The sequence below is a fragment of the Allobosea sp. 2KB_26 genome, assembly GCF_052115715.1.
GTDB lineage: Bacteria > Pseudomonadota > Alphaproteobacteria > Rhizobiales > Beijerinckiaceae > Allobosea.
Genome location: NZ_JBFRHE010000001.1, coordinates 649,944 through 665,756, shown reverse-complemented (window position 1 = coordinate 665,756; position 15,813 = coordinate 649,944). Strand labels below are relative to the sequence as shown.

The window sequence follows — 15,813 nt, the reverse complement described above, 5'->3', positions numbered from 1 at the left end:
ACCCAAATCGCGTGCGTCAGTCAAACAATTGCGTCAGGCCTTGCGCGCGGCATCCGAGGGTTCTTGCCACACGTCTCGGAGCGCTGATCGCGATCCAAATTTTGAAGCAGCGCCCTGAACATCACAATACTTCGCGACGTGGTGGCGTCCATGCAAGGCGCTGCTGACCTGGGGCTCGTTGCTACCAGAGTTTCCAGGGCGCAGCTTCGGTGGCCCACATCTGCTCGAGCTCGCGCTTGTCGCGCAGCGTGTCCATTGGGCGCCAGAAACCGGTGTGGCGGTAGGCGGCGAGTTGGTCCTTGGCCGCGAGTTGCTCCAGTGGTTCGCGTTCCCAGGTTGTCGCGTCGTTGGCGATGAGGTCGATTGTCTCCGGTTCGAGAACGAAGAAGCCGCCATTGATCCAGCCCATTTCATTGGCAGGCTTTTCACGAAACTCCGACACGACGCCTCCGCCGAGTTCGAGCACGCCAAACCGGCCCGGCGAGGGAACAGCGGTCACCGTTGCCTGGCGCCCTTCAGCGCGATGATGAGCAATGACGCGCTTGATGTCGATATCTGCAACGCCGTCGCCATAAGTCATGCAGAAGGTCTCGCCACCGAGAAGGTGAGACACGCGCTTCAGACGTCCGCCGGTCATCGTCATCGGACCGGTATCGATCAGCGTAACTTTCCATTTTTCGCTGGGGTTTCCGATGAAATCGACGCTGTTGGAGCCGAGGTCTACGGTAATATCGTAATTCTCCGTGAAATAATTCACGAAGTAGTTCTTGATCATCTGCCCTTTATAGCCGCAACAAATAATGAAATCCGTCAGGCCGGCGGCCGCGTAGATTTTCATGATATGCCAGAGAATCGGCTTTCCGCCGATTTCGACCAGCGGCTTTGGGCGGATATCGGTTTCTTCAGAAAGCCGCGTACCGAAGCCGCCGGCGAGAATCACAACTTTCACGTTCTTTCCTCCAGGCGATGTGCGCCGCTCATTGCGATGATGGAAGCTGTTATTCCGCTGGCGCTATTAAAAGCCGGTTCCCAATCAAGGTCGGAACGCATCCTGGTCGGATCGCCCACGAGATAGGGAATATCGTCGGGCCGCATCGGGATGTCGCCAAAGCCAAGATATTCTGCCGGCAAGCCCAGGGTTCTGGCTGCGGTCTCGGCAAAGGTTCGGACGCTCGTGCCGACGCCCGAACAAACATTCAAAGCCGCAGCGCCGCTTGCGATCCCGGAGCCCAGGCGCTCCGCTGCGCGGAGAATTGCGCTGACAGCGTCGTCGACATGGATGAAATCGCGAATCTGAGCACCCGACGAAAGTGCCGCCCGGGTGCCTTCGCGTTCAGCGGTGAGAAGACTGGGGAGCAGCCGATGGGCCGCTTCTCCGGGCCCAAAAATGTTGAAAAAGCGCAGATGGCGCATAGGCACATCAAGCGCTGTCGCCGTAGCCATGCTCATCAGCCCGCCTGCGGCCTTCGAGGAGCCGTAGAGCTTCCCCGTCTCGAGTGGTGCATCCTCGTCGATCGGCTCGCCCGATGCTGGGGGGGCGTATTCGGAACAGCTGCCGGCATTGACTAGGATTGCGTGCCCGGCAGCCGCCCGGGCCAGCGTGGCCGGCAAGTCGACATTGACGCGCTGCATGGTGAGTGGGTCGCGGTCCGTGGGCGCAACACCTGAGGCTGCAAGATTGATGATGGCGTTGATCCGGTGGCTGGCAATAAGCTGGGCCCAATTGCCCTCATCAAAGAGGTCGACCTCGGCATGCGGTATGTCGGCCGCAATGCCGGCTGATGCGCCCTTGCGCCTGGCCGCCAGAAATGGCCGCCCCTCCCGCCGGCAGGTCGCCACGAGATGGGTTCCGAGAAAGCCGGACGCGCCGAGAATGAGAAGATTCTGAGTCACTGCGCCAGCGCTGGTAACTGCTTGCGGAGGCCCTCGCGGTAGAAAGCGATCTGCTCAAGCGTGAGTGCGCGCGGGTCTGCGCCGTCCGCTTCGCGGCGATACCAGTCAACTGTCAAACGGACGGTATCGTCGAAGCGGATGGGCGGCTGCCAGCCAAGGAGCTGCCGCGCCTTGGTGCTGTCGAGATGGAGGAAATGCGTTTCGGGGAACGCGCCTGGAGTTTGTTCGATTGGGATTTGGCGCCAATGCTTCTGAAGCGTGTCGAGCAGCGTGGCGACAGGTTTGGCTTCGTCATTCTGCGGGCCGAAGTTCCAGTTGGCATCGGCATCCGATGCGAGCAACCGGTCCGCGAGCATCAGATAGCCATGCACTAAGGCCAGGACATGTTGCCATGGCCTGACAGCGGCTGGATTGCGAATGACGAGCGGCTCGTTAGTGCCTGCCGCCCGGACGAAGTCCGGCACGATGCGGTTGTCGGACCAGTCGCCCCCGCCGATGATGTTGCCGCCGCGCGCCGTCGCTATGCGCACTCCATTGCCTCGCGCCGCCAGCGTGGCACGATAGGAGGCGGCGACAAGTTCCGTGCACGCCTTCGAGGCGCTGTAGGGGTCCTTGCCTCCCAGGGCATCATTCTCGCGGTAACCCCAATGCCACGCCTGATCAGCGTAGACCTTGTCTGTCGTCACGCACACCACGGCCCTGACACTCGGGGTGCTGCGGGCGGCTTCGAGCACATTTGCAGTGCCCATGACATTGGTCGCGAAGGTTTCAAGTGGATCTTCAAAGGCGCGGGAGACGAGGGGCTGGGCGGCCAGATGGAATATGACGGTAGGGGCGGCCTGAGCCACAATATCGCGCGTCAGCGCGGCATCGCGGATGTCGCCAATGACAGAGTGAACCTCCCCTCCGATCTTGGCGCCCGAGAAGAGATTAGGTGTGGTGATCGGATCCAGCCCAAGCCCGGTCACCTCGGCACCGAGTTGTGTCAGCCAAAGCGCAAGCCAGCCCCCGGTAAAGCCGGTATGACCGGTGACAAGCACCTTGCGGCCGGCGAAGCCATGCTCAAAAGGAAGCGAGGGGGCGGTACCCTGTGTCATCGTGTTTTCCGGCTTGGTCTGATCGGCAGTGACGTTCATGCCGCCCGCCGGAACCAGAAGCAACCACAACCATAATTCTGGCTGCGTACTAGCTCAGCAGGAGGAGCGACAATAGGCCCACGCTCGCCATGCTCCTCGATAAGGGCGAATTCCACGAGTTCGAGCGGGGCGAAGTAGCTGGCAAAGGCCTCGTGGTCATAAATGCGGTGCGCGTTGAACTGCACTCTCGGGCGCCCGACAGGCGTCGCAATCAGCAGGTTTCCTCCAGGAGCCAATACGCGCACCAGTTCGGCAATCGCCTTGAGATCGCCATCGGGGTCGAGTGGGTCACCGTAGCGGCCAAGCCCGATATGCTCCAGCACATGCATGCAGGACAGCGAAGGCAGGCTTTGATCGGCAAAGGGAAGTGCGGCCAGGTCAGCAGCGCCGCAGGTGAGGCCGGCTATGTCGAGCGGGGCTGGCCGATAGTCGTAAAATCTTGTCGGGACAAATGCCGAGAGCATTGTCGCAAACTGAAGGATTGACGAAATATCGACGTGCTCAACCGGGCGGGTTCGCGCAAGAACACGCGCAGCCCAGGCAGGATGATACAGATAGTGCCGGTCAAATGGCGTGCTGGCGGTGCGGTCCCCGAGTTGCGGATAGATATCCTCATCGCGAACAGGCAGTCTTTGTCCCAGCGCGTTCGCTTCTGTCTTGAAGATCTGGAGCTCCGCTCGGAAGGCGGCTTGGGACGCCTCATCTCCCCGCTTGCGATCCATCTCGCCCATGACGAAGTCTTTTTGGTCAAGGACGTCTTGTAGCCAGTAGCGCTCGTCAAGGACGCGCTGGGTATATTCTCGCATGCGCAGGGCTTCGGCAGCGAGATCGCGATGCGTGAGCGTGGCATCTACCAATGCCTGATTCTGCAGAACCTTCTCGAGCAAGTCCTCTTGGTCAAGATCATACGTCCGAACCAGATGGACCTTCTTCTTGAGGCGATCCCAGGAGCTGGCCAGTCGCCCGGCCAATCGAGCGGCTTGAAAATCCATCTTCTCAGTCATGGTGAGTTCTCCGGGACGCGCCGCTGAGAAATTCAGAGGTAAACTCACCGCCCTTGCCGCTAAGGACAGCCTCATATCGGGATGTGATTGCTGCCCAATTATAGATTTTTCGCCATGAATCCCGGCCGGCCTCGCCCAATGCCCTCCGCCGGGCCGGATCATCGAGCAGAGCCTGAATATGCATCGCCAACTGATCCGGGGCCACGCGAGTATAGCCGCGCTCGTCCTTGGCCGCGGGACAAATCTCTCCTCCGCCGGTCCAGCGCACGATCTCTTCCGCATTGCCGACGGGAACGGTCACATAGGGCAGGCCGGCTGCCCCTGCCTCGAAGAGCACGAGTGGCGAGTACTCGACATTCGAGGCAAAGACGAACAGGTCTGCGGTGAAGAAGGCGCCGATCAGGTCGTCGCGCGACAGGTTCGTCTTGAAGACGCGCTTGAGGGGCTGAGCCTCGGCGTCGGCGATGTCGTCGTCGATGGTCCGAGGCGCAGGAGGTGGAGCGGGGAAGGCGCCGTTCGAAGCGGCATGGGCTGCGCGCCAGGCCCGGTAGAACGGTGCTGTGGCGGATCGCAGCACTCCTATCGCGCGATATCGGGCAAATTGTAATGCGCGCGCCAGGAACGCGCTCGATCCATCACGACGCCATATCTCGCTGGCATTGCCCAGAATCCGGGCGACCGCACTGGATGTCCGTGGCTTCGTGCCTGGAGGCAGCGCGTTGGACACGGATCCCGACTGGGCATCTTCCGCCTCGAACACAGGCTCGGGCGGGGGCTTGGGCCATTGACCGTTGAGGATGAGCGCGAGTTCCCTCCCTTTGGGGTCAAGGGCGCCGAAGGCGCGCGCCAGCTCGGTATGTCCCTTGGCGTTGATGGGGGTGCCGACCGTCATGATCAGCAACGCGTCTTCGGAAATACCGAGGCGGGCGCGCAGCCCTGGCGCTGGCCTGTGCTCGAACTCGACATCGCTCGCCCCGTTGGGGATGAAGGAGAGCTTGTCGAGGCCGTGCGCCCGTGCGAAATCGACATCGCGATAGCGCTCGGCGTAGAAGATCAGCCTATCGAATTTTGCCAGTATCTCTGGCAATTCATCGAAATATCTCTTGTAGTTCGTTTCGTAGAGGCACGAAAATCCGCACGGGATGAAAATCTTTCGGGCTTTGATTGCATCGAGCGCTGGCCAGGATGCGTCAAAGGTCCATTGTTGCGCGGCCTTTATCATAACGGCGTCGCCGTCGAAGGCCTTGAGATAGTCAACGTATGCCTGGGTCTCGCCGTTGATGCCGTTGACGAGGTTGCCGGATACGGCGAATTCCTCGATCTTCACGCCATTGTGGCTTTTGAAATCTCGCTCCGGGAGGCGCGTCGTCACCACGGTCACATCATGCCCGGCGGCCACCAGGCGCTCGGCGATCTGACGCATCACTTCTTGCACGCCGCCACGGCTCGGATGATAAAATTCGCAAGCAAGAAGCAGGCGCATTGAAATACTCTTTGAATGGAGATGTAGAAAGGCTGCCGCCTCGCTTTACCGGGTCAGCCAATTCTTGACATATTTTCTGAGTGACGTTGACAGCGGAATCTTGCGCCCGAGCTTGATGAAGGGTCTGGACCAGTTCGGAAGCTTTCGAGCCAACCCATAATGGTGGCGCAAATTGGCGAGGGCCTGAGCCCGGTCCGCAACCGCTGTCGGGGGTAAAGCTGAAGCGTCAATCGCATCGATCGCTTGCTCCACGCGCGCACAGATCGTCTGTATGTCGGCCCCTGGGGATAGTCGATCATAGGCCGTCACGCTCAGCGCAGCGGCGTCGTGGCACGCTGTATCCGGCACCGCGAGGCCATTCCAGAACGCGATATTCTCTGAGGCAAGCAGCAACAACCGATCCAGGAATGGATTGGGTCCGTTGCGTGACATGCTGTTCGGCATCTCGCGATAGACGAGCAGCCGCTCCGGCAGATTCGCCACCTCGAAGCGACGTGCAATGCGGGACCACAGTTCGTAATCTTCGGGTGGCTGTCGTGCCAGGTCGGTCGTGTAGTCGCCGACCAGGTCGAGCGCCGACCTGCGGATCATCACGGACGAATGCACGAAGGGATTATTGAAGAGCAGGGCGAGCTGCAATGTCGCATTGTCGAGCGGATGATCGTGGGCGCGGCCTGTCGGCTGATCTCCGATCCAGATTTCCGCACGCGTCCCCAGCAAGCCGCAGCCGGGATGTGAATCCATATAGGCAACCTGGCGGGCCAGCCGATCCGGCAGCGAGAGGTCGTCGTGATCCTGTCTTGCGATATAGCGCCCGCGCGCCAACGCTATGCCGTGATTGAGGGCGCCGGCGAGGCCAATGTTCTGGTCAAGCGTCACGATGCGCAGGCGGGCGTCCTGTTCCTTCTGCGCAATCGATTCCAGGACAGCCCGAGTGTCGTCCTTGAAGGATCCGTTGTCTATGGCGATCAATTCGAAATCGCCAAAAGTCTGATCAAGAATCGAACGGATCGCCTTCGGTGCGTCGGCAGCGCCGTTATAGACGGACATCACGACGCTGACCCAGGGATTGCTCATAGCCGGATCCAACCAGTCGGCAACAGATCGCGCGTATCGTTGTCCTGGCTGACAAACCAGCCCTTCGGTGCCACCACGATCTTGTCAGGGGAGGGGTTCAGCCAGGCGCCCCACCAACTGAACGAGGAGTTGGCGATGACGTGATGTCGGCAGCGTGCCATCAGTTGCATGTCACGGAAGCCGCGGTCAGCCGGGTTGGCGGTAACGTATGTTGCAGGGCCGTCAAGGCGAAGATTTTCGCGCGTCCAATCGTGATCGTCGGAGAACACGAAGAAATGCGGCGCGCCCACGCGTTGGCGGATGAGCGCGATGGCCGCCCGATAATAATCGAGCGAACAGACGCCGTGATAGGCGTTGGTATGAGCGTTGCTCACATAATCGCCTCGCCGAACATGAAGCGATACGGCCTCGACAGCCTCAATCTCGTGAGCCAGAGCTGCATTGTCGGGATCGAGAGGCTCGCGCGGCGTCAGGTCACGGCGCAACTGATCGGCAGCTTCGACGAAATATCGCTCGCTCTGCCAATAGCCGTCGAGATAGATCGGCAGCAGCTGCGAGGCGAGCTGTTGATCATAGTGAAAGTGCGGCTCGCGGTAGATCCGTGCAGGCGGCCGGAGCTTCCGCATGATGCGCCCGAAGGTGCCGGCAGGTGGCGACTGTGTCTCGAAAGCCGCCAGATCCTGCGCTGTCGCGAGACTGGCTTCAATAGGATATGCATCGAGTTCATAGCGCCGCAAACCGTAAGCCTCGAATCCGCTGACATCGAGCTTGACAGCGCCGCCGTTGCGCAGCGCTAGCGCGCGCGCGGTTGCGTATTGAAAGAGCTGGTTGCCGAGGCCGCCGATCAAACGGACTGTGACGGTGCGCATTTGTCTACTCTCCGTGCCGAGGAGGATCGTCCATCGAGCACGCCCGCAGGTAAGCGGCAATCACGCCGCCAGTGTAGGGAAACGCGGGCTGGTTATGGTCTAGGGTCAGCCTTGTCAACCGCACACGCCCCGTCTAGACGGGCGTTCTTACGCGCAGAAAAGCATTAGGGCGAGCGGCTCATGATCCTAAGAACCCTAGGTGGGAAGCCGGACCTTCCTTTTCAGAAGTGGTGCCGAAACGTTCATTCACAGTCGGGCGAAGACGGTATTATTGAGCACCTGTTCAAGCAGATCGGTTGCGCGAGGGGGTACTTTGTCGAGTTCGGCGCCTGGGATGGGCGGCATCTCTCCAATTCGGCGAAACTTGCAGACGAGGGCTGGCGCGGCTGTTTCATCGAAGGCTCCGCGGAGCGCTTCCAGGATCTTGAAGCGAATTATGCGCGAAATGGCAGGATTGCGAGGCTGAACGCGTTTGTTGAGGCGCGAGGAGCGAACTCGCTCGACAATTTGCTCGACTCGGCTGGGGCGCCACGGGACTTCGAGCTCCTGTCGATAGACATCGACGGCAACGATTATCATGTATGGGAGGGTCTAGAACGCCATCTGCCTAAGCTCGTGGTTGTGGAGTTCAATCCTTCGATCCCGGCGCATGTCGTCTATGTCCAGCAGAACGACCCTGAGATAAATCGTGGCGCTTCCGTCGCGGCGTTCGTGGAATTGGCCGGGCAAAAGGGCTACTCAATGGTCGCGGCAACCGACTGGAACGCATTCTTCATGCGAGACGAGCTCGTGAAGGAGCATGGGTTGGCGACCTATACGCCGGCGCAGGTCAAAAACCCCGAATATGAAGCCGCCATCTTTCACGGTTTCGACGGCACTCTGCTCGTGGCAGGCAATCGCAAGCTGATCTGGCACGGTATCGAGTACGGGCCGGAGGAGTTGCAGATACTTCCCGCCGAGTTGCGGAAAATCCCGATTGCGCAGGAGAAAACCTTTTTTGAGCGGCTTCAGGAGTTCATTTTCCGGCGCGGGGCCGAGATACCTAAGTAGCACATCGTCATCACTGCGAGACTTGGTTGGTGCGCTTCGCACACTCTCGCTGCGAGTTCAGCCATCAGCCGAATTCGTTCTTCCTTCAGCGCAGTCGTCCGGAATGGGATGCAAAGCATACCGGTATCACGTTGGCGACGCCACTAAGGTTGCGAAAGCGGCGCCCGCAGGCGAGCTGTTCATGGACAACGACCAGCGCGTTGGCTTTCGCTTCGACGAGGATCAGCACCGGATTTCCACTCGCGCCGAGATTGCACACCGTGACGGCTTCACAGTAGTGTTGCGTTCGCTGCTGACCGTTGTTCGACTGGCGCCGCTTCAGCTGTTCGTCCAATCGAAACGAGGGCGTGAAAAGCCCGGCAAAGTACCGAGGTACCCATGCCTGCGCTTGTCGAGGGATAGATCGCCCTCGACAACTTCGAAACGCAGGCAGAGTTGCGCGTCGAAGTGGTTCCTTGTCTCTGCTCCGAAAGTGCTCAGGGCGAATCCCACCAAATAGCGCCCAACATTCAACGCGAATGCTGGAATAACACAACGCACTTTGTAGCCGCCCCCAACACCTGGCATCAGCTGGGCCGGGAGGCTGATAAAAACCCGTCCGCCCATCTCATCGTAGAAGTGCAAATTGGGAACAACGCCGTCCGGGACCTGTTGATCTAGGCTATAGCTGGCTTCAATCGCAAATGTCTCGGCAATATCAAGGAAATCCCTTGTGCGATTCTCCCGATCACAGACGCGTACGGATAGTAGTGTTGCGGCGCTGTCCTCAGGGCGAGCCAATGTCACCCGCGCATCCGGAGGCGTGAACTCGGCGCGATGCCAAGGCCCTTGTTCAATCTGCTCGATTACGTCGCGCTGATACTCAATCGTTGTTTCCTCCACCGTACCGAAGGAAGATACGCGTCCATTCTCCAGATAGAGCGCCTTCTGGCACATCTGGTTCATGGTCGCCATGCTGTGGCTGACGAAGAGCACGGTTCGCCCCTCCTGAGTCAACTCGCGCATGCGTGCCGCCGATTTCGTCTGAAACGCCTGATCGCCAACCGCTAGAACCTCATCGACAATGAGAATATCCGGCTCGAGCCAGGCCGACACCGAGAAGGCGAGGCGGACATACATGCCGCTCGAATAGTGTTTCACCGGTGTATCGATGAACTTTTCGACGCCTGAGAAATCGACGATCTGATCGAATTTCTTCCGGATCTCCTGGCGCGACATGCCCAGGATGGCTCCGTTGAGAAAGATATTCTCGCGACCGCTCAGCTCGGGGTGAAAGCCAGTGCCGACCTCGAGCAGGCTTGCGACCTTTCCATGAATCTCGACACGGCCCTCGGTAGGGGCGGTAACGCGGCTGAGAATCTTGAGCAGTGTCGACTTGCCAGCGCCGTTGGCGCCGATGACACCCACGCGCTCGCCCGTATTGACCTCGAAGGAAATGTCGCGAAGCGCCCAATATTCCTTGTCACGGACGGCCGCCGCCCGCTCATCGGGACGGGGTACGGCCGGGCTGCCTTGCCCGATCAGCCGGCCGAAGCCGCGCGCCATCTGCTCGCGCAGCGAGCTCGCGGCCGGCGCGCCATCCCGATTGATGGCGTAGAGCTTGCCAAGGTTTTCAACGCGAATAGCCAGGCTCATCACATAGCATCCGCAAAGGAAGGCTCGGCGCGCCGAAAGACCCGCACACCCACAGCCAGAGAGACTACCGCGAAAACGATCGAGACAAGAATGCTGGGAGGAAAGATCAGCTCGGTTTTGCCCAGAACACACCAGCGAAAGGCATCGATGATGCCAACGACCGGGTTAAGCGCATAGAGCCATTGCCAGCGCTCCGAGACCAGGCTCGTTGCGTAACCTACCGGGCAGACGAAGACACCAATTTGAAGCAGGATTGGCAGCAATTGCCGAACATCGCGATAGCGCACATTGAGTGCTGCGGCGATCAGGCCCAGGCCGAGGGCGCAGCAGACCGCGAGAAAGGTCACGAAAGGCAGCAGCAGAAACTGCCATCCCGGTGCGACACCGAACCAAGCCAGCATCAGGAAAATGATCAGGAAGGAGACCAGGTGATCGACGATACAGACCACGATCGAGGAAACCGGAATGATGATGCGCGGAAAGTAGACCTTCTGAACCAAGTGTGCATTGCTCAGGAGGCTGTCGCTCGACACGAGCATGACCGTTGAAAACAATTGCCACGGTAATAGGCCCGTCAGCACGATCAAGGTGTATGGCACGCCATGTGACGGCAGTTGCGCCAAAACTCCAAATACGAACGTATAAACCAGGATGACGGCGAGCGGCTTAAGAACCGTCCAGGCAATCCCAACAAAGGTCTGCTTGTATCTCACAAGCAAATCGCGCCAGGCAAGAAAGGCGAGAAGCTCCCGTTCGCGCCAGAGGTCGCGCCAATAGTTTCCATCCTGGCTCTCGGCCGTGATGATGATGGTATCCTTTGGCAAGCGCGCTGATCCTAAATGCTATGAACTGGACGGCGGTCTACTCGATAAGGGGGGGCAGTTCAACAGGCCGACATTGAAGCCGCATGTTCGTGCAGGGCTTCCATCGCGTGCGTGGGACCTACTGGCCGCGCTTGGCGCAAGAGCGCGTCGTTTGATATGCAGCCGATCGTGAATTTCCTGACCTGTCAGGCCGAGAGGCCGACGCGTTGGCAGCGCCGCTACTTTGTTTCAGCCATAGAAGTCACGATACCAATCGGCGAAATGCCGGATGCCATCCTCGATCGAGGTCGAGGGGCTGAAGCCGACGCGCGCCGCCAGCGCGCTGACATCGGCATAGGTCGCGGGTACGTCGCCCGGCTGCATGGGCAGATGGCGCTTGGTAGCTTTCCTGCCGCAGGCAGCCTCGATCACCGCGATGAAGCGATCGAGCCGGACTGGCGTGTGATTGCCGATGTTGTAGATGCGATAAGGCGCTGCGGCCGTCGCAGGATCGGGCGAGGCGGGGTTGAAGTCGGGCGAGGGAATCGGCGGCTCTCCGATCAGCCGAACGATCGCCTCGCTGACGTCGTCGATATAGGTGAAATCGCGGCTCATCTCGCTTTCGGCGTAGACGTCGATCGGACGGCCTTCGAGAATCGCCTTGGTGAACTTGAAATAGGCCATGTCCGGTCGGCCCCAGGGGCCGTAGACCGTAAAGAAGCGCAGGCCAGTGACCGGAATGCCATAAAGATGCGCATAGGAATGCGCCATCAGCTCATTGGCGCGCTTGGTCGCCGCGTAGAGCGAGACGGGATGGTCGGCGCCATCGTGCTCGCTGAAGGGCACCTTGGCATTGGCGCCATAGACCGAACTCGACGAGGCATAGATCAGGTGCCGGACAGGATGGTGCCGGCAAGCCTCGAGCACCGAGAGGAAGCCGTCGAGATTGGCGCTCGCATAGGCGCGCGGGTTCTCGAGCGAATAGCGCACGCCGGCCTGCGCGGCGAGATGGATCACGGCGTCCGGGCGAAAGAGCGCAAAGGCGTTCTGAAATGCGTCATACTCGGCAATGTCGAGCTGCTCGAATGAAAAGCCGTTGCGCGGGGTTAGCCGATCAAGCCGAGCCTGCTTGAGGGCAGGATCATAATAGGGAGTGAGATTGTCGATGCCGAGCACCTGAACGCCCTGCGCCAACAGGGCCTCGGTCACATGGAAGCCGACGAAACCTGCCGCGCCTGTGAGCAGAACCCGTTGCGGTGCGGTTTTGATCGTCACGGAATGGGCGCCAGATCGTTATCGTTGGTCGCGGGAGAGCGCAGTGCTCGAAAAAGCATACCCGATTCGGTATCGCCGAACAGTCTAATGGGCGGACTCGGAAGGGGGCTGCAAACACGGGCCGTTTTCAATGGCCTGTCAAACGCCTTGGCCCCATAAGTTGCCCACGTATTCCCCGCGCTTCGCCGGGGGGCTTCCTTAACCAGATGTCGGTCGCAATCCAGGCGCTGGCAAATCGGGATAGTCCGACGCCTCCCCTGGAGGGCTCTGGGCCGTCTCTACGCCGGGGCCGCCAAACCTGGCCGGAACTCTTCGGGCCGGAGTGGGATTGCGCATTGAATCGGGGTTCGTTCGGCGTCGAGACGCAGGCCCTTGAAGACCACCCGCGCCTCCACCTGCTCGCGCTTGAGGAGATGCAGGGCGAGGTTCACCTGAACGGCCTCACTGCCAAGACGGATCGGAGGATCCAGGCGCCGCACGCCCCCCGTCGTGAACGACGTACAATGGCCCGAATGCGACAGATCAGCCCGCAATGCGCTGCTGGTCTCAATCTCCACGGCATTCAGTTCGCACGCGCCCCCGAGGAGCGGATGCTTCAACGAGAGCGTGCAGCGCTGAAGTGGCGCCGAGGCCTCATCATCCTGTGCGATGCGAAAGACCCAGGCGCGAACCGATCGCTCTCGTTCCGCGACCTCGTCGAGGAGCCTCCGATATTGTCTCCTCATCCGTATCGATAACGACAGCGAAGCGACAGCGATCACGAGTCCGCTCAGCGCAATCCAGTTTCCCGCAGTCAATGGCCCAACCCTCCGGTGAACACCGATATGGCGTGCGTCGTTGGCGTGGTGGCCGGGACGCTATTTCAGGCATCGTCGCGTCAATGGCAGACTGTCATGACAGTTCGTGGACAAGCAAGCGTTGCAGGGAGTGGTTAACGAAGGATCACGCCTGCCGTCGACGGCGAAGAACCATAATCTGGCGGCGATCGAGCCGCTGGACGGTGTTACGCGACTTGATCGCAACGGTAGCCGTTCACCCGGCGGCGGCCGGCGAGAGCCCGGAGATTCGATTGAATGCGACCTGAGTGAGCTGTTCCGCGGAGCCGCCTATCCCAATGGAGTATGCCTTTGGGATGGTAGCGGGAGAGGGACTCGAACCCCCGACACGCGGATTATGATTTTGCGTGCATCTGTTGAATTGACTTGCAAATTTCAGTTTGTGTTGCAGGTGTGTTGCATGCCTCCATATTTCAGCCAATCAATTCCATTGCCGCGGATTCCATTTCGGCACCCGTATCGGCGCTTGGAAACAAGTGCCCGTAGGTGTCCAGCGTCACCATGATCGACGAATGGCCCATGCGCGCTTGGACGGTCTTCGGCGGCAGTTCCAGCCCACCGTCGACCTTCCGGTTGATCAACCAGCTTGCGTAGAAATGCCTTAGCGAATGCATGCCCTCATATTTAGCCTGAGCGATCGGCTCGCCTTTTTCGTCAACATTTTCGGACGGCACCACAACACCGGCAAGCTCCCAAGCAGGAATGAGACCGCGGCGGCGGATGTTGGCAAGCGACTCGACGTTGCCCGCGCCCGTCGGGAAGACGAGTCCTAGCTCACCCTTGGGGCACTGCTCTTCCATACTTTTAGAGCATCGACTAGCGCGGGCGGGATTGGGATGGTGCGCCAGCCATTTCTGACTTCGGTGCGCCGATCTCGTTGTACCTGTCGGCGCGCTGCGACACGGTCAATGTCCCTGCCGTCAAATTGATATCCGACCAACGCAGCCCTCAAAGCTCGCTGGCCCGCAAGCCGCTGAACACCGCGGTTAGTAGGAGAGGGCGCCACCGTCCTTCCAGCGCGGCTATGAACGCCTTGATCTCCATTCGGGTAGGAATGTCGACGCCGATTTCCAGCTTGCCGGATTGTCGGCGCTCGGCGCGTCGCTCCTTGCTCCTGGACGTGGTGCGACCGCGCTCGCGAATGACATTGCGAGTTGCCAGCCCGCGATCCATGAAAAACGAACTGGTCCACGAAATCTGGCTCGATCCCGAGCCCGATGGTCAACTGCTCCCCGGCCTTTGTCTTGCTGGTCCCATGGGGGACGGCTTCAGTGCGCTTCTTAATGAGGGGGCTGTGAAGGCTGGCGAGATAACTGGGCATAGCCATTTCGATGTCATGACGAAATACTGGAAGCTTCAGGGCTGGGGTGAATACCCGACGGAGCACCGGCAGGATCACGAGCCATATCCTGACGAATGGGCTCTAATCCAACGTGCCTTTATTGATAAATTTGCGGAATAACCGCGATCGCGGAGAGGGCCATTTGGGCGTTGGTCGGGCCTCTAAACATCCCGCCTCTAAGGTGCCCCGGATTGCTCGTCCTTGCCGCACCACAGCCAAGCGCACCCTACGAAGACGACGATGAGGCCCAAGAAACCGGGCAAGTCCGTTAAATGGTTCTTTGATTCACCCTGGACGAGCCACATACCTCCAAGGAGAACGGAAAGGAGCCACAGAGCATAGGCGGACGCCCTGGTCAGGCGGGACTTGGCGGCATCATCCATAGTGGTACTGCTCTAGATGCTAATTGGAACCGTTCGAATATGGGCGGCAGCGGTTTGATAAATCAAGATTGGGGGATAGCCCCCCGTCGTCATGGGTGGGGCTCCTAGCGACGCAGGCGCCCAAAGGCCAGGGCGAGCACCCAGACGATCAGCCAGCCCACGGTCACGACGAGTAAAGCGTATGGGGCGGCGGCATCCACCGCCTTTGCGTCGATCATAATCTGTCTCCTTGGCGCTGGAGGGCGCGGTAGAGAGCGGAACGGTCATCGATCGTTTGGGTTCCGCTGGCACTTCTGCGGCCACAGCGCGCCAGCGGCACCCAACCTGTCCAAGTTCCGGCGGGCACGGTTTTGTGGTTCGAAATTTGGGCGGAATTCTAGTGGTTAGACATTGGCATCCACAGCGTCTCGCCGAGCTTTCAATTCATAACGAGCGCCAGACTCGCGAGCATAGCTCAACCGACTTCGCCGTTTACCTTCCGACGCTTTGCGATAATTTCCTTCATGGGTCGCCCAGCGCGAATCGCACGGCGCAGGTCAGTCAGCGCAAGGGCGTGGTCAGTTACCGTGGTTAGGTGGTGCGACGGATCGGCGTTTCGAACGACGAGATTCCAGTAACAGAGGCCGTTCGCCTCCCTAAAGAAATGGCGCTTCTGAACAACCTTGAACTGGTACTCGTCGGAACTCCGAACGTAGGCTGTCGTTCTCCCCCGGCAGCACCCGCCGAAATAATCGAGCGTGAGCACATCGTCACCGACAACAGCGCCGCCGGGCAACACGGTAGCTATGCGTACCTGCATCGGCTCGGCGACGAGTGTTTCGACAGCCTTATCCATGGAACCTCCTAGCGTTCTTTCTTACCCAGAAGCGCCGCGGTCCGCTTAGAAAGGGCGCGGTTCACCAAGTTTTGGTAGGCCCTATCGGCATCGCGTCGGGATATCGCTGTTTGAAGACCGGTCTCGTTCGGGTGGCAGCGCACGGCCTCCCACATTTGCTGGACATCGTCCTCGTTGAACCGCAGATCCCTG

16 protein-coding genes are annotated in these 15,813 nt (G+C 59.8%); 2 read left to right on the top strand and 14 right to left on the bottom strand.

Annotation, left to right across the window (positions count from 1 at the left end; genetic code table 11):
• Positions 1-181: 181 nt before the first annotated feature.
• The 7 genes from rfbF to AB4099_RS03270 are packed head-to-tail and all read right to left on the bottom strand — an operon-like array spanning position 182 to position 7,441.
• Positions 182-949, bottom strand: a complete 768-nt coding sequence (gene rfbF / locus AB4099_RS03300; protein WP_113510917.1) for a glucose-1-phosphate cytidylyltransferase — start codon at positions 947-949, stop codon at positions 182-184.
• Positions 946-1,893 carry an NAD-dependent epimerase/dehydratase family protein gene (locus tag AB4099_RS03295; protein WP_113510916.1) on the bottom strand — a complete coding sequence of 316 codons (948 nt, stop codon included), beginning with the start codon at positions 1,891-1,893 and terminating at the stop codon, positions 946-948. The genes rfbF and AB4099_RS03295 overlap by 4 nt, the downstream gene beginning before the upstream one ends.
• Positions 1,890-3,029, bottom strand: a complete 1,140-nt coding sequence (gene rfbG / locus AB4099_RS03290; protein WP_441477020.1) for a CDP-glucose 4,6-dehydratase — start codon at positions 3,027-3,029, stop codon at positions 1,890-1,892. The genes AB4099_RS03295 and rfbG overlap by 4 nt, the downstream gene beginning before the upstream one ends.
• Positions 3,026-4,033 carry a DUF268 domain-containing protein gene (locus AB4099_RS03285; protein WP_441477019.1) on the bottom strand — a complete coding sequence of 336 codons (1,008 nt, stop codon included), beginning with the start codon at positions 4,031-4,033 and terminating at the stop codon, positions 3,026-3,028. The genes rfbG and AB4099_RS03285 overlap by 4 nt, the downstream gene beginning before the upstream one ends.
• Entirely contained in the window at positions 4,026-5,516 is a 1,491-nt protein-coding gene (locus tag AB4099_RS03280) for a glycosyltransferase family 4 protein (RefSeq protein WP_441477018.1), read from the bottom strand. Before AB4099_RS03280 ends, AB4099_RS03285 begins: the two co-directional genes overlap by 8 nt.
• Positions 5,517-5,561: 45 nt before the next feature.
• Complete coding sequence (locus AB4099_RS03275; protein ID WP_441477017.1) at positions 5,562-6,593, bottom strand: glycosyltransferase family 2 protein; 1,032 nt, start codon at positions 6,591-6,593, stop codon at positions 5,562-5,564.
• Entirely contained in the window at positions 6,590-7,441 is an 852-nt protein-coding gene (locus AB4099_RS03270; RefSeq protein ID WP_441477016.1) for an alpha-1,2-fucosyltransferase, read from the bottom strand. The genes AB4099_RS03275 and AB4099_RS03270 overlap by 4 nt, the downstream gene beginning before the upstream one ends.
• 201 nt (positions 7,442-7,642) lie before the next feature.
• Between AB4099_RS03270 and AB4099_RS03265 the strand changes: the two genes are divergently transcribed.
• Positions 7,643-8,512: a class I SAM-dependent methyltransferase gene (locus AB4099_RS03265; RefSeq protein WP_441477015.1), complete on the top strand. Its 870-nt coding sequence runs from the start codon at positions 7,643-7,645 to the stop codon at positions 8,510-8,512.
• Between the two features lie 85 nt (positions 8,513-8,597).
• On the opposite strand, the gene AB4099_RS03260 is transcribed toward AB4099_RS03265, so the two are convergent.
• The 6 genes from AB4099_RS03260 to AB4099_RS03235 form a co-directional block, all read right to left on the bottom strand.
• The gene (locus AB4099_RS03260) at positions 8,598-8,846 is read right to left on the bottom strand and encodes a hypothetical protein (protein ID WP_441477014.1); all 249 of its coding nucleotides are present in this window, start codon (positions 8,844-8,846) and stop codon (positions 8,598-8,600) included.
• Positions 8,831-10,147 (bottom strand): ABC transporter ATP-binding protein, encoded by a 1,317-nt coding sequence (locus AB4099_RS03255; RefSeq protein ID WP_441477013.1) that lies wholly within the window; start codon positions 10,145-10,147, stop codon positions 8,831-8,833. The genes AB4099_RS03260 and AB4099_RS03255 overlap by 16 nt, the downstream gene beginning before the upstream one ends.
• Complete coding sequence (locus AB4099_RS03250; RefSeq protein ID WP_113510909.1) at positions 10,147-10,971, bottom strand: ABC transporter permease; 825 nt, start codon at positions 10,969-10,971, stop codon at positions 10,147-10,149. The genes AB4099_RS03255 and AB4099_RS03250 overlap by 1 nt, the downstream gene beginning before the upstream one ends.
• Before the next feature lie 228 nt (positions 10,972-11,199).
• Complete coding sequence (locus AB4099_RS03245) at positions 11,200-12,225, bottom strand: NAD-dependent epimerase (protein WP_441477012.1); 1,026 nt, start codon at positions 12,223-12,225, stop codon at positions 11,200-11,202.
• Between the two features lie 278 nt (positions 12,226-12,503).
• The gene (locus AB4099_RS03240; RefSeq protein ID WP_441477011.1) at positions 12,504-13,022 is read right to left on the bottom strand and encodes a hypothetical protein; all 519 of its coding nucleotides are present in this window, start codon (positions 13,020-13,022) and stop codon (positions 12,504-12,506) included.
• A gap of 452 nt (positions 13,023-13,474) precedes the next feature.
• Positions 13,475-13,861, bottom strand: a complete 387-nt coding sequence (locus AB4099_RS03235) for a hypothetical protein (RefSeq protein WP_441477010.1) — start codon at positions 13,859-13,861, stop codon at positions 13,475-13,477.
• A 224-nt stretch (positions 13,862-14,085) separates the two neighbouring features.
• On the opposite strand from AB4099_RS03235, the gene AB4099_RS03230 reads away from it, so the two are divergent.
• The gene (locus AB4099_RS03230; RefSeq protein WP_441477009.1) at positions 14,086-14,523 is read left to right on the top strand and encodes a hypothetical protein; all 438 of its coding nucleotides are present in this window, start codon (positions 14,086-14,088) and stop codon (positions 14,521-14,523) included.
• A 717-nt stretch (positions 14,524-15,240) separates the two neighbouring features.
• Here AB4099_RS03230 and AB4099_RS03225 read toward each other — a convergent pair.
• Entirely contained in the window at positions 15,241-15,621 is a 381-nt protein-coding gene (locus tag AB4099_RS03225) for a hypothetical protein (RefSeq protein WP_441477008.1), read from the bottom strand.
• Positions 15,622-15,813: the final 192 nt, after the last annotated feature.

Excerpts from the sequence above, each read along its gene's own strand:
- AB4099_RS03265 (WP_441477015.1), top strand. The coding sequence starts at position 7,643 with ATGATCCTAAGAACCCTAGGTGGGAAGCCGGACCTTCCTTTTCAGAAG.
- AB4099_RS03255 (WP_441477013.1), bottom strand. The coding sequence starts at position 10,147 with ATGAGCCTGGCTATTCGCGTTGAAAACCTTGGCAAGCTCTACGCCATC.
- AB4099_RS03230 (WP_441477009.1), top strand. The coding sequence starts at position 14,086 with ATGAACGCCTTGATCTCCATTCGGGTAGGAATGTCGACGCCGATTTCC.
- AB4099_RS03285 (WP_441477019.1), bottom strand. The coding sequence starts at position 4,033 with ATGACTGAGAAGATGGATTTTCAAGCCGCTCGATTGGCCGGGCGACTG.
- AB4099_RS03280 (WP_441477018.1), bottom strand. The coding sequence starts at position 5,516 with ATGCGCCTGCTTCTTGCTTGCGAATTTTATCATCCGAGCCGTGGCGGC.
- AB4099_RS03235 (WP_441477010.1), bottom strand. The coding sequence starts at position 13,861 with ATGGAAGAGCAGTGCCCCAAGGGTGAGCTAGGACTCGTCTTCCCGACG.
- AB4099_RS03225 (WP_441477008.1), bottom strand. The coding sequence starts at position 15,621 with ATGGATAAGGCTGTCGAAACACTCGTCGCCGAGCCGATGCAGGTACGC.
- AB4099_RS03275 (WP_441477017.1), bottom strand. The coding sequence starts at position 6,593 with ATGAGCAATCCCTGGGTCAGCGTCGTGATGTCCGTCTATAACGGCGCT.
- rfbG (WP_441477020.1), bottom strand. The coding sequence starts at position 3,029 with ATGAACGTCACTGCCGATCAGACCAAGCCGGAAAACACGATGACACAG.